Source organism: Halomonas sp. QHL1 (assembly GCF_001882345.1).
Taxonomy (GTDB): domain Bacteria; phylum Pseudomonadota; class Gammaproteobacteria; order Pseudomonadales; family Halomonadaceae; genus Vreelandella.
Genome location: NZ_MINL01000001.1, coordinates 3,405,653 through 3,417,873 on the forward strand (window position 1 = coordinate 3,405,653; position 12,221 = coordinate 3,417,873).

The window sequence follows — 12,221 nt, forward strand, 5'->3', positions numbered from 1 at the left end:
GCTGAGCTGGTCGTTAGAGCGGGGCATTAAGGAGTTCAGTGTGGGCCTTATTCAGAATATTTTAGCGGTCATTGTGGTCTTGGGCCTGTTAGTGACCTTTCACGAGTTTGGCCATTTTTGGGTGGCCAGGCGATGTGGGGTCAAAGTGCTACGTTTCTCTGTAGGCTTTGGTAAGCCGCTATGGTCACGAGTTGACCGTCACGGCACCGAGTTCGCGATAGCCGCCATTCCGCTGGGCGGCTATGTCAAAATGCTCGATGAGCGTGAGGCGCCGGTTCCGGAAGAGCAGCTTGACCAAGCGTTTAACCGCAAAACCGTGTGGCAGCGTATTGCGATTGTGGCAGCGGGGCCTATCGCCAACTTTTTACTGGCGATCGTCGCTTACTGGGCGCTGTTTGTGGCGGGCACCACGGTGGTGTCGCCGATGGTAGGCAGCGTTGCCCCTGACTCGCCCGCCGCCGAAGCCGGTCTTGCCAATGGCGACGAAATTGTCGCTATCCAGGGCGATGAGATGCGCTCCTGGGAAGATGTTAACCTCAAGCTGGTGTCGATTATTGGTTTCAGCGGTGAGCTGGATATCGACGCCCGCCCTGAAGGCGCCAGCGACCCACAGCGTTTTGGTTTATCGGTGAACGATTATTTGGTTCGCCAAGATCCGCCACAGCCGCTGCAATCGCTGGGCATTACCCCTTGGCAGCCGGAATTTCCAGCGGTCTTAGGTCAAGTGATCAGCGGTGAGGCCGCCGAGCAAGCAGGCCTCGAGGCGGGCGATAGGATAGTAGCGATTAATGGCGAACCAGTGGATGATTGGATGCACTTCGTTAATATGGTGCGAGGTAGTCCTGGTGAAACGCTGCAGCTTACCTATGAGCGTGACGGTGAGCAGTCGAACGTCGACTTAACCCCTGGGCGTAACCGCTTGGAAACGGGGGTTGAAATTGGTTATATCGGTGCAGGCGCCGAGCAGGTTGAGTGGCCAGCAGCGTTTCAGCGTGAAATCCGTTACGGGCCTATTGAAGCGGTAGGTCAGGCACTTTCACGCACCGGCGAGATGACGCTGCTCACCATCGACGCCATTCGAAAAATGCTGGTGGGGCTGATTTCGCCCTCCAATCTATCGGGGCCGATCACCATTGCGCAGATCTCGGGTGATTCAGCCCGTGCTGGAATGGAAGCGTTTATTGGCTTTCTAGCGTATCTTTCTATCAGTCTTGGGGTGCTTAACTTACTGCCTATCCCGGTGCTCGATGGCGGCCACTTGCTTTATTATTTTATGGAGGTTGTGCGTGGACGGCCAGTATCTGAAAAAACTCAAGCTGTAGGATTGCGCATTGGGCTTGCCATGGTCGGCACCCTGATGTTGATGGCACTCTATTTTGATCTGATGCGCCTGTGGTAATGACGCGTGTAGCGCGCAGGATGCCTTGTCATCTGCCTGCACAAATGTATATGGTGCCTTTCTGGAATGAACGGCAGACCAACGCGAGCGAATTGACTGCATGAAAATCAAGACCCTTGGAATGGCGGTACTCTTGCTGGCAGGCGCCAGCGGCGCCCAAGCACAATCCTTTGATGTTTCAGACATTCGAGTGGAAGGACTGCAGCGGGTATCCGCCGCCTCGGTCTTCAATGCCTTCCCGGTAAGCGCCAATGAGCGTGTCAGCGAAGCGCAGTTGGCTGCCGCTGCCCGTGACTTGTTTGCCACCGGGCTATTTGACGATGTCTCCCTGGCCCGCGAGGGAGACGTGCTGGTTATTCAGGTTGTCGAGCGCCCGACCATTGCGCGGCTAGATATTAGCGGCAACGATCAAATATCTGAAGAAGACCTGCGCGATGGTTTGCGTCAATCCGGGCTCTCGGAAGGCCAGGTGCTGGAGCTCTCCACGCTTGAAGAGATTCAGCGTGAGCTCGAAGGTGTCTACCAGTCTCAAGGTCGCTATAGCGCCAGCATCGATACCGAAGTTGAAGAGGTCGATGAGGGCCGTGTTCAAGTCAATATCAATATCAACGAAGGCGAAGTTGCTAAGATTCGTCAAATTAACATCGTTGGTAACGAAGCCTTTGACGATGAAACGCTGCGCGGCGTGTTTGAGTTAAATGATCGGCCAGGACGCTTTTTCGGCTGGTTCTCTAGCGACGAGTACTCCCGTGAAGCGCTATCCGGTGATATTGAGCGACTGCGTTCGTTCTATTTGGACCGCGGCTACGTCAACTTTGATGTGACATCGACTCAGGTGTCGATTGGTCCTGAAAAGTCCGAAATCTTTATTACCCTCAACGTCGATGAAGGTGCCCAGTATCGGGTTGGCAACATCCGTTTTGTGGGTGATCTACAGATCAGTGAAAATGAAGCCCGTCAACTGTTGACCGTCGAAGAGGGTGAGATTTTCTCCCGTGGCGATGTCAATACGTCGACTGAAGCCTTACGCCAACGTCTAGGTGCCGAGGGCTTCGCCTTTGCTGATATTCAGGGCGTACCTGAAATGTCAGACGATGGTGAAACGGTCGATCTTGTTATCTCTGTTGAACCCGGTGAGCGCGCCTATGTACGCCGTATCGAGTTCTTCGGTAATACCACTACCCAGGATGAAGTGCTGCGGCGTGAAATGACCCAGTTAGAGGGCGCACCCGCTTCCACCGAAGCCATTACACAGTCCCGCCAGCGCCTTGAACGGCTGGGCTTCTTTAGCCAAGTCGAAGTTGACACCCAGCCTGTTCCGGGTGAACCCGATTTACTCGACGTTACTTATACCGTCGAAGAGCAGCCCTCTGGCTCGGTTTCCGCAAGTGTCGGTTTCTCCCAGAGTGCCGGTGTTATTTACGGCGTCGGTCTGTCGCAAAACAACTTCCTGGGCACAGGTAACCGGGTCAACGTAGGCGCACAGCGCAGCGACACTTTTACCAGCGTGAACTTTGGTTTCACCGACCCCTACTGGACACTGGATGGCATCTCTCGCGGCTATAATCTGTTCTACCGTGAAACCGACTACGCCGATTCGGATATCTCGACGTACTCAACGGATGCCTACGGTGGCGGTATCAACTTCGGTTACCCCGTCAGCGAGCTATCAAGGCTTAACTTTGGTGCCAGTATTGAAGAGTTGTCGGTTAAAACCTACAACGATACGGCCTCGGAAATTCTTCGCTATGTGGAAGATGAGGGCGAAGATGCGCAAAGCCTGAAGCTGACCGCTAGCTGGACACGCAACAATCTCAACCGCGGTATTATGCCGACCGATGGCAACTATCAGCGCCTATCGCTGGAAACCGGCGTGCCCGGCAGCGATTCGGAGTACTATAAGCTGCGTGCGCGGGCTCAACAGCTTTTCCCGATTAACGACGATGAGTCATGGGCGTTCAAATTTACCGGCAACGTCGGCTATGCCGATACCCTGGGCGGCAACGATCCCTTCCCCTTCTATGAAAACTTCTACGCCGGCGGCCTCGGCTCGGTGCGCGGCTATACCTCCAATACGCTGGGCCAACGCACCACGCCAGCAATGGAAGGCGGCCGTGACCGCACCCTAGGCGGTAACGTTTCTATTGAAGGCAGTGCCGAGATTATCTTCCCGCTGCCCTTTGTTGAAGATCAACGTTCCCTGCAAACATCGCTGTTCCTGGATGGGGGTAATACTTTCCTGAGCTCTTGCTACGATGTGCTTGAGGAAGATGCAGGGCGCCAGCAGTGCAACTCCGGCGTTGATCTGGGTGATTTGCGCTATAGCGCCGGTATCGGCCTTTCTTGGCTGACGCCGGTAGGCCCGCTGACCTTTAGCGTTGCCGAACCATTGAACGATGAGAGCGGAGACGATACCCAGTTCTTCCAGTTCTCACTCGGCCAATCGTTCTGATTTTGCTAGTCCGCGTGCCATGGTGGCGCGCGCTAGTTTAATTTAAGGAGATAACAAGATGCGTAGACTAACAGCGGTGGTATGTCTGTTGGGCGCGATGATTTTGCCTGCTCACGCCGCAGAAGTAGCGGTGTTGGACTGGCGAGCGGCACTGATGAATACCCAGTCTGCACAGGCGTCAATGAGCAGCCTGGAAGGTGAGATTGGCAATCAGCAGCGTGAAGCGCAGAGCCTGGGTAATGAGTTGCAACAGCTTCAGCAGCGTTTGCAGAACGAAGGCGAAACGATGCCTCAGTCCCAGCGGGAGTCGCTGATTAGCGAGCTTCAGCAGAAAGGCAGTCGTTTTGAGCAGCTTCGCCAGGAAGTGTTGCAGGCCCAGCAGCGCTCTGAGCAGCAGTTTTTAGAAGGCGCCGAGCCGAAGCTTGAGCAAGCTGTTGCGGAGGTGCTGGAACGCCACGGTATTGATGTACTGGTCGAACCTCAGGGCGTACTGCACTCTGGGGTTGATCTACCCAATGTGACCAATGAAGTCACCCAGATTTTTGATTCCTTGAACTAAATTTAAACGATGATTGGTGTGGCTTGGCCACACCAAAGCTTCCCTGGGCTCCTATGACGCACGCTTCTCATCAGCTTACTCTCGCAGACATTGCGCGCCAATTGGGCATTACCGTTAGCGGCAATGCCCAGCAGCCGATACGTGGTTTGGCGACGTTAAAAGAAGCGCAGCCGGATCAAGTCGCTTTCCTGGCGAATCGTGCCTATCTGAAAGATTTGGCGACGACTAAGGCGGCAGCGGTATTGCTGCACCCTGAACACGGCAAGCATTGCCCGGTACCTCGTCTGGAAATCGATAACCCTTACCTGGGCTATGCCAAGCTATCGCAGTTGTTTGACCCGCTGCCCGCCCGCGACGTCGTCGGTATTCACCCCACGGCGGTAGTGGCGGAAGACGTTAAGCTAGGCGCCGATGTCTGCATTCAAGCTCACGCCGTGATTGAGTCTGGCGTAGTGCTGGGTGACCGCGCAGTGATTGGCGCGGGCAGTATGGTTGGGGCCGACAGCATTATTGGTGAAGCAACGCGGCTGCATGCCAATGTCACTGTGTGTCATGGAGTGGTGGTAGGTAAGCGAGTCATCCTGCAGAGCGGCTGTGTTATCGGCGGTGACGGTTTTGGCTTCGCCCACGACGGTGCTGGCTGGCATAAAATTGCCCAGCTAGGGGGCGTTGTGCTGGGCGATGACGTTGAGGTAGGCAGCTGCTCCAGCATTGATCGTGGCGCCCTGGGTGATACGGTGATTGGTGATGACGTCAAAATTGATAGTCAGGTACAAATTGCCCATAACGTCATCATTGGCGACCACAGCGCCTTAGCGGGCTGTGTGGGGATTGCTGGCTCTACCAAGGTGGGTAAGCACTGCATGCTGGGTGGCGGCGTTGGTTTATCCGGCCATCTAACCATCTGCGATGGCGTCCAGGTAACGGGAATGAGTTTAGTGACTAACTCAATTCATGAGCCAGGGGTCTACTCCTCCGGTACCGGCGCCATGGCTAATGCCCAGTGGCGTAAAAACGCAGTGCGTTTTAAACAGCTTGATGACATCGCTAAGCGTCTGGCGAGATTGGAAAAAAAACAGCGTGAGTAGTAATAGCTGATTGAATTTTACCTGCTGCGGTTTTGTGGCTAGATAGCAGCGGGGTATAATCTACGTCTTTTAATCAGCGGACGTGCTGGTATTTGCCTGACTCTCTTCAGGAGTACATCAGGTTTTTTGTTATTTTAGAGGTCGCTACGATGGTTATGGATATCAATGAAATTCGCGAGTACTTGCCCCACCGTTACCCTTTTTTGCTGGTGGATCGAGTAACGCAACTAGCCATCGGTGAATCCATCGTTGCGTACAAGAATGTCAGCATTAATGAGCCGTTTTTCAACGGCCATTTTCCCCATCACCCGATTATGCCCGGCGTGCTGGTGATCGAAGCACTGGCCCAAGTCTGCGGCATTCTGGGCTTTAAAACGGTTAATAAATTGCCTGCCGATGGCTATGTCTACTATTTGGTTGGCAGTGACAAAGTGCGCTTTAAGCGCCCGGTAATGCCGGGTGACAAGCTCACCTTAGAGGCCGACGTGATTAAAGGTAAACGTGGTATTTGGAAATTTGCATGCCGTGCCACGGTTGACGGTGAGCTGGCCTGCGAAGCGGAAATTATTTGTGCCGAGAGGAAGGTGGCTTGATACATCCTACTGCACTGGTCGACCCCACGGCGCGCCTTGCCGACGACGTTGAGGTAGGCCCTTTTAGTATCATCGGCCCCGACGTCACGATCGGCGCGGGCTCGGTGATTGGCCCCCATGTGGTGGTTAAAGGCCCTACTACGCTGGGTGAGCGCACGCGTATCTTTCAGTTTGCCTCGGTAGGTGAAGACTGTCAGGACAAAAAATACGCCGGCGAGCCCACGCGGTTAGTCATGGGTGACGATAACGTGATCCGCGAAGGCGCCACGATTCACCGTGGCACCGTTCAGGATCGTAGTGAAACCACCATTGGTTCGCGCAACTTGTTGATGGCCTACGTTCATGTCGGCCATGACTGCGTGATTGGTAATGACTGCATTTTGGCCAATCAGGTAACCCTGGCGGGGCATGTCACCGTCGGCAATCATGTCATTTTGGGTGGTTTGGCGGCAGTGCACCAGTTCTGCCATTTTGGCGATCACGCCATGGCAGGTGGTGGCTCGATTATCACCAAAGACACGCCCGCCTACATCATGATTAATGGCAACCCTGCCGAAGCGCGTGGCCTAAACCTGGTGGGCTTAAAGCGCCGTGGCTTTAGCCGCGAAGCGATTAATGCCTTAACCGCCGCCTATAAAATGGTTTATCGCCAAGGGCTGACCACTGAGCAGGCGCTTGCCGAAATGCGTAGCCGCTTTGAGCTACCCGAAGTCGAGCATTTTGCTGCCTCCATTGAGCGTTCGACTCGCGGCATCACCCGTTAACCGATGCTAATCATTTTATGACCCTGCAACGCGTCTACCTCGTGGCCGGAGAACTCTCCGGCGATATTCTTGGCGCTGGGCTGATGCGTGAACTTAAAGCACGCCATCCCGACATCGAGTTCCGTGGTATTGGCGGGCCGCGCATGCAGGCGGAAGGCATGGAGAGCCGCTTCCCTTTAGAGACCCTCGCGGTGATGGGGCTGGTTGAAGTGCTTAAGCACCTCCCCGAGCTAATCCGGGTGCGGCGCACCCTAAAAGCCGAAGCGTTGGCCTGGCAGCCGGATATTATGCTCGGCATCGATGCGCCCGACTTCAATCTAGGCCTTGAGCGCCAGCTTCGTGAAGAGGGGGTTACCACTGCCCACTACGTGAGTCCTTCCGTATGGGCGTGGCGCCAGGGGCGGGTAAAAGGCATCGCTAAGTCGGTAGATGGTATGCTGACACTGCTCCCTTTTGAAGCCGCCTTTTATCGCGAACACCGTGTCCCCGTCGCCTTTGTGGGACATCCGCTGGCAGATGAAATGCCACTGGAAAATGACCGCGCTGCCACCCGTCTGGCTCTGGAACTGTCGCCTGATAGCCAGGTGTTGGCGCTGCTGCCAGGCTCCCGAGCCAATGAAATTCGTTTTTTGGGCGACACCTTTCTTGCCGCCGCCGAACAGCTTTGCCAGCGCCACCCCGCGCTACAGGTAGTGATTCCTGCGGCCACACTTGATCGGCGCCGGGAAATCAGCGCAGTGATGGCCAAATACCCGCTGCTTGCCGAGCGAACTACGCTGCTGGATGGCCAGGCCCGCGAAGCGATGGTGGCTAGCGATGTCGTACTGCTGGCCTCGGGTACCGCCGCGCTGGAAGCCATGCTGTGTCACCGCACCATGCTGGTGGCCTATAAGATGGCACCGGTCACCCACTGGTTGGCTAAGCGGTTGGTAAAAACCCAATGGGTCTCACTACCCAACCTGATTGCACAGGAAACGCTGGTGCCTGAGCTAATTCAAGACGCCGCCTCGCCGGAGGCGATTGCCGGTCAGCTCAGCACCATGCTGGCGGACGAAGATAGCCGCCATGCCCTGGAAGCGCGCTTTGCCGAGATGCACGCCACCCTCCAGCGCAACGCCAGCCGCCGCGCCGCCGAGGCAATTAGCCTGTTGGCCGCGCGTCAGCCGCTGGAGACTGTTGATGGCCATTGAGTCCTGGTTGATTGACCACAAGGATTTTCCACCACTAGAAATTGCCTACCGTGGTGAGCGGCTGGCAGGGGTTGATGAAGTGGGCCGCGGGCCGCTGATCGGCAGCGTGGTGGCCGCTGCGGTGATTCTCGACCCCGCGCAGCCGATTGACGGTCTTACCGACTCTAAAAAGCTGTCTCCCCGCAGGCGTGAAACGCTGGATACACAAATTCGCGAGCGGGCGTTAGCCTTTGCCGTAGCAGAAGCCAGCGCTGCCGAGGTGGATACGTTGAATATTTACCATGCCACCCACTTAGCCATGCGTCGAGCCATTGATGCGCTGGCACCGGCGGCGGAATATCTACTCGTGGATGGCAATAAATTACCTGAGCATCTGTTGCCCGGCCAGGCCGTGGTGAAGGGCGATTCACGCCACTGTGCCATTGCCGCGGCGTCGATTTTGGCCAAGGTCGCTCGCGACGCCCAGATGGTCGCCTTGGATGAGTGCTATCCTGAGTATGGTTTTGCGCGCCATAAAGGTTACCCGACCAAAGAGCATCTGACGGCGCTGGCAGCCCACGGGCCACTTACCGAACATCGTCGTAGCTTCGCGCCGGTGCAGCGCCAGTTGGCGTTGCTTTAACGTATTTTTTCTTCATCTAGCGTTTTGCTGAGAGTCCCATGACGGTTCCGTTCGTTCATTTACGTTTGCACAGTGAATATTCCCTGGTCGATGGCTTAGTGAAGCTCAAGTCGCTGGTCAGCACCACGGCTGAACGGGCGATGCCAGCGCTGGCCTTGACCGATGAAACCAACCTATTTGGCTTGGTGAAGTTCTACAAAGCCGCCCAAGGCGCGGGATTGAAGCCAATTATTGGCAGCGACTTATGGCTGCAGAATCCCCATGACGAGTCGCACCCTTACCGGTTAACGCTGCTGGCGATGAACGATGTTGGCTATCGCAACCTGACCGAGTTGATCTCGAAAGGCTGGACGCACGGCCAGTGCCAGGGGAGGGCCATTCTCGATAAACAGTGGGTGCTGGAACAGAGCGAAGGCTTGATTGCGCTCTCCGGTGCACGGGAGGGTGAGATTGGCCGTCACCTGCTATCTGATAACGAACAAGACGCACGGGTGCTGCTCGAAGAGTGGCAGGCGGCATTTCCCGAGCGCTTTTATCTAGAGTTGGTTCGAACCGGGCGCCCGCTGGAAGAGGCTTGCGTTCACGCCAGCGTCAAGCTGGCCATTGAAACAGGCACTCCAGTGGTGGCGACCAATGACGTGCGCTTTCTGGAGCGCGAAGATGATTGGGCTCACGAGACCCGCGTCGCCATCGGTGAAGGTAAAGCGCTGGACGACCCGCGCCGCGAACGCCGCTATACCGAAGAGCAGTACTTAAAAAGCCCCGACGAGATGGCGGCGCTGTTTGCCGATATCCCCGAAGCGCTGGAAAACAGCGTGATGATCGCCGAGCGCTGCAGCGTGGACGTGCGCTTGGGCGAGATTTTCCTGCCCGAGTTCGGCATTCCTGAAGGCATGACCCAGGATGAGTTCTTCCGCAAGGTCTCCCATGACGGTTTAACCGAGCGGTTGGATTTTCTGTTTCCCGCTGAACGCTATCCTCGCGACAGCGAAGAGTACCAGGTGATCGACCAGCGCTACCGCGACCGGCTGGAGTTCGAGCTCAACGTTATTATCCAGATGGGCTTCCCCGGCTACTTCCTGATCGTGATGGACTTTATCCAGTGGGCCAAGGACAACAGCGTGCCGGTAGGCCCGGGGCGTGGTTCCGGTGCTGGTTCGCTGGTGGCCTACGCGCAAAAGATCACCGATCTGGATCCGATTGGCTACGACCTGCTGTTCGAGCGCTTTCTTAACCCTGAGCGTGTCTCCATGCCCGACTTTGACGTCGACTTCTGCATGGAGAAGCGCGACAAGGTGATCGAGTACGTGGCCGAGCGCTACGGGCGCAATGCGGTATCCCAGATTGTCACCTTTGGCACCATGGCTGCCAAGGCCGTAGTACGTGACGTCGCCCGTGCCCAAGGCCGCCCTTACTCGCTGGGGGACAAGCTCTCCAAGCTGATTCCCTTTGAAGTGGGGATGACCCTGGCCAAGGCGATTGAGCAGGAACCCGCGCTCAAAGAGTTTATCGGCAACGATGAAGAGGCCGAAGAGATCTGGGAGATGGCGCTCAAGCTTGAGGGCACCACCCGGGGTACTGGTAAGCACGCAGGCGGCGTGGTCATCGCGCCGACCAAACTGACTGACTTCTCGCCGCTGTTATGCGATGAAGATGGCTCAGGTCTGGTGGTCCAATTTGATAAAAACGATATCGAAGAGGCGGGGCTGGTCAAGTTTGACTTCCTGGGTCTACGCACGCTGACGATTATCGACTGGGCGCTGGAGATGGTCGATAAGGTGCGCAGCGTTAATGGCCAGGGGCCGCTCAAGATCGAGAGCATTCCGCTGGACGACGCGCCGACCTTTGAGATGCTAAAACGCGCCGAAACCACGGCGGTCTTCCAGCTTGAATCCCGCGGCATGAAGGAGCTGATCAAGCGTCTGCTGCCCGACTCACTGGACGACATGATCGCCCTGGTGGCGCTGTTCCGCCCTGGCCCGCTGCAGTCGGGCATGGTTGACGATTTTATCAACCGTAAACACGGCCGAGCCGAAGTCTCTTATCCACACCCGGATTACCAGCACGAGCTGTTGAAACCAGTGCTGGCGCCTACCTACGGCATTATCCTCTACCAAGAGCAGGTCATGCAGATTGCTCAGGTAATGGCAGGCTACAGTCTCGGTCAGGCCGATATGCTGCGCCGGGCCATGGGTAAGAAAAAGCCCGAAGAGATGGCCAAGCAGCGTGACGGCTTTATGGAGGGTTGTGCCGCCAACGGTATCGATAAAGACTTGGCCGGTAACATCTTTGATCTGGTAGAAAAATTCGCCGGTTACGGTTTTAACAAATCGCACTCGGCCGCCTATGCGCTAGTTTCTTACCAAACCGCGTGGCTGAAAGCCCACTATCCGGGGCCCTTTATGGCCGCGGTTATGTCCACGGAAATGGACAACCTGGATAAAGTGGTACCGCTGATTGAGGAGTGTCGCAACCTCAAGCTCACAGTGACCCCGCCGAACGTTAACGTCGGTGGCTATAAATTCACCGTCGATACCGATGCTCGTGTGGTTTACGGCCTGGGCGCGATTCGTGGCGTGGGCGAAGGACCGATTGGCGCCATTGTCGAAGCCCGTGAGGCAGACGGCCCGTTTAAGGAGATCTTCGACTTCTGCCGTCGCATGGACCCCAAGCGGATGAATAAGCGCACCCTGGAAGCACTGATTCGTTCCGGCGCGCTGGATACCATCGGTCCCAACCGCGCAGTGCTATTCGCTGCCATGGAAGACGCACTGAAAGCCGCCGCCCAGAACCATACCAATCAAAACCTGGGTATGCTGGACATGTTCGGTGATGCTTTCGTCGAGAGCGACGACAGCGAGAATGATGTTTACGCGGAGTACATCAACGCCCGTGAGTGGACTGATCGCGAGCGCCTCTCCGGGGAGAAAGACACCCTAGGGCTTTACCTGACGGGTCACCCGATCGACGAGTACGAGCGCGAATTAAAGCGCTTTGTGTCGACGCGGATCAGCGATTTAAAACCCTCACGCGACCCCCAGCGCGTTGCTGGCCTAGTGGTCGGCGTGCGCACCATGAAGTCCAAGCGTGGTGATACCATGGCGTTTATTACCCTGGACGACCGCACTGGGCGTATTGAAGCCTCGCTGTTTGGGGAGTTATTCGAGCAGCTACGCGGTCAGATTGAGGCCGATCAAGTGCTCATCGTAGAGGGCGAAGTCTCCAGCGATGAATTCTCTGGTGGCCTGCGCCTGCGCGGTAAAGACGTTACGCCGATGGTGACGGCACGTATTCGCTACGGCCAAGCGGTGGAGCTGGCGCTGGACGCGGGGCAGATCAATGGTCGCTTAATTGAAACCCTGCGCGACAGCCTGACGCCGTATCGCGATCAAGAGGGCTTACCGGTGCGCCTGCAGTATCGACACCCGGCAGCCGTCGCGTGGTTGGAACTCGCCGATGAGTGGAAAGTCGCACCGAGCGACGATTTGCTGCTGGCGTTGAGGGATGTCCAGGGCCAGACAGGCGTTCAGCTACGTTATCGTTAAAAGTATCGT

At 56.4% G+C, this 12,221-nt stretch carries 9 protein-coding genes; all 9 read left to right on the top strand.

Annotated elements, in window-relative coordinates; translation table 11 throughout:
• The first annotated feature begins 40 nt into the window (after positions 1-40).
• The 9 genes from rseP to dnaE all read left to right on the top strand — a co-directional run bounded on the left by rseP (position 41) and on the right by dnaE (position 12,212).
• Positions 41-1,399, top strand: coding sequence for an RIP metalloprotease RseP (gene rseP, locus QHL1GM_RS15645; RefSeq protein ID WP_071695287.1), 1,359 nt, complete (start codon positions 41-43; stop codon positions 1,397-1,399).
• Positions 1,400-1,499: 100 nt separating this feature from the next.
• Entirely contained in the window at positions 1,500-3,851 is a 2,352-nt protein-coding gene (bamA, locus tag QHL1GM_RS15650; protein ID WP_368087066.1) for an outer membrane protein assembly factor BamA, read from the top strand.
• 58 nt (positions 3,852-3,909) lie between these two features.
• Complete coding sequence (locus tag QHL1GM_RS15655; protein WP_071695288.1) at positions 3,910-4,410, top strand: OmpH family outer membrane protein; 501 nt, start codon at positions 3,910-3,912, stop codon at positions 4,408-4,410.
• 53 nt (positions 4,411-4,463) lie between these two features.
• Positions 4,464-5,498 (top strand): UDP-3-O-(3-hydroxymyristoyl)glucosamine N-acyltransferase, encoded by a 1,035-nt coding sequence (lpxD, locus tag QHL1GM_RS15660; RefSeq protein ID WP_071695289.1) that lies wholly within the window; start codon positions 4,464-4,466, stop codon positions 5,496-5,498.
• A gap of 149 nt (positions 5,499-5,647) precedes the next feature.
• The gene (gene fabZ, locus QHL1GM_RS15665) at positions 5,648-6,091 is read left to right on the top strand and encodes a 3-hydroxyacyl-ACP dehydratase FabZ (RefSeq protein ID WP_071695290.1); all 444 of its coding nucleotides are present in this window, start codon (positions 5,648-5,650) and stop codon (positions 6,089-6,091) included.
• Positions 6,088-6,855, top strand: coding sequence for an acyl-ACP--UDP-N-acetylglucosamine O-acyltransferase (gene lpxA, locus QHL1GM_RS15670; RefSeq protein ID WP_071695291.1), 768 nt, complete (start codon positions 6,088-6,090; stop codon positions 6,853-6,855). The genes fabZ and lpxA overlap by 4 nt, the downstream gene beginning before the upstream one ends.
• Positions 6,856-6,872: 17 nt before the next feature.
• Positions 6,873-8,045: a lipid-A-disaccharide synthase gene (gene lpxB / locus QHL1GM_RS15675; RefSeq protein ID WP_071695292.1), complete on the top strand. Its 1,173-nt coding sequence runs from the start codon at positions 6,873-6,875 to the stop codon at positions 8,043-8,045.
• Entirely contained in the window at positions 8,035-8,667 is a 633-nt protein-coding gene (rnhB, locus tag QHL1GM_RS15680; protein WP_071695293.1) for a ribonuclease HII, read from the top strand. The genes lpxB and rnhB overlap by 11 nt, the downstream gene beginning before the upstream one ends.
• Positions 8,668-8,705: 38 nt before the next feature.
• Positions 8,706-12,212, top strand: a complete 3,507-nt coding sequence (gene dnaE / locus QHL1GM_RS15685) for a DNA polymerase III subunit alpha (protein WP_071695294.1) — start codon at positions 8,706-8,708, stop codon at positions 12,210-12,212.
• Positions 12,213-12,221 lie beyond the last annotated feature (9 nt).